The sequence below is a fragment of the Micromonospora sp. SL1-18 genome, assembly GCF_047921505.1.
In the GTDB taxonomy this organism is placed as follows: Bacteria; Actinomycetota; Actinomycetes; order Mycobacteriales; family Micromonosporaceae; genus Micromonospora.
On sequence record NZ_JBLROA010000231.1, the window covers coordinates 1 to 377 of the forward strand.

Below are 377 nucleotides of genomic sequence, written 5' to 3' on the forward strand. Positions count from 1 at the left end.
TACGAGCCGTGACGACCATCGGTTGGCTCCGCGCGACGCTCGGTAAGGCCATTAGACGGCGGAAGGAGGACGCTGTGCCGCCGTCCTTCGCGCCGGAATGCATGCCGCTGCTCGAGTTGGCCCGGTTGCTCTGCGGGCGGCACGACGCCAGGATCGCCAGCGCGTACGTTGAGGTGGTGACCTTCGCGTCGGCCGACGAGATCGTGGCGATGCTGAAGGTGATGCTCGAGGAGGACAGGATGGCCCTCCCGGTCTGGGCGCGCAACCTCGCGTTCCGGCTGGCCTGCCTCCAGCGGCCGGAGGACGCTGAGCTGCTCAGAGCGGCGGCCAGCGATCTTTACGCCTTCGGCCCGGACTGGGACACGATCGCCGAGGAC

1 protein-coding gene is annotated in these 377 nt (G+C 68.7%); it reads left to right on the top strand.

The window, feature by feature from the left end; genetic code table 11:
* Positions 1-74: 74 nt before the first annotated feature.
* On the top strand, positions 75-377 hold a 303-nt coding region (locus tag ACNAW0_RS30720), incomplete at its 3' end, for a hypothetical protein (RefSeq protein WP_416291535.1).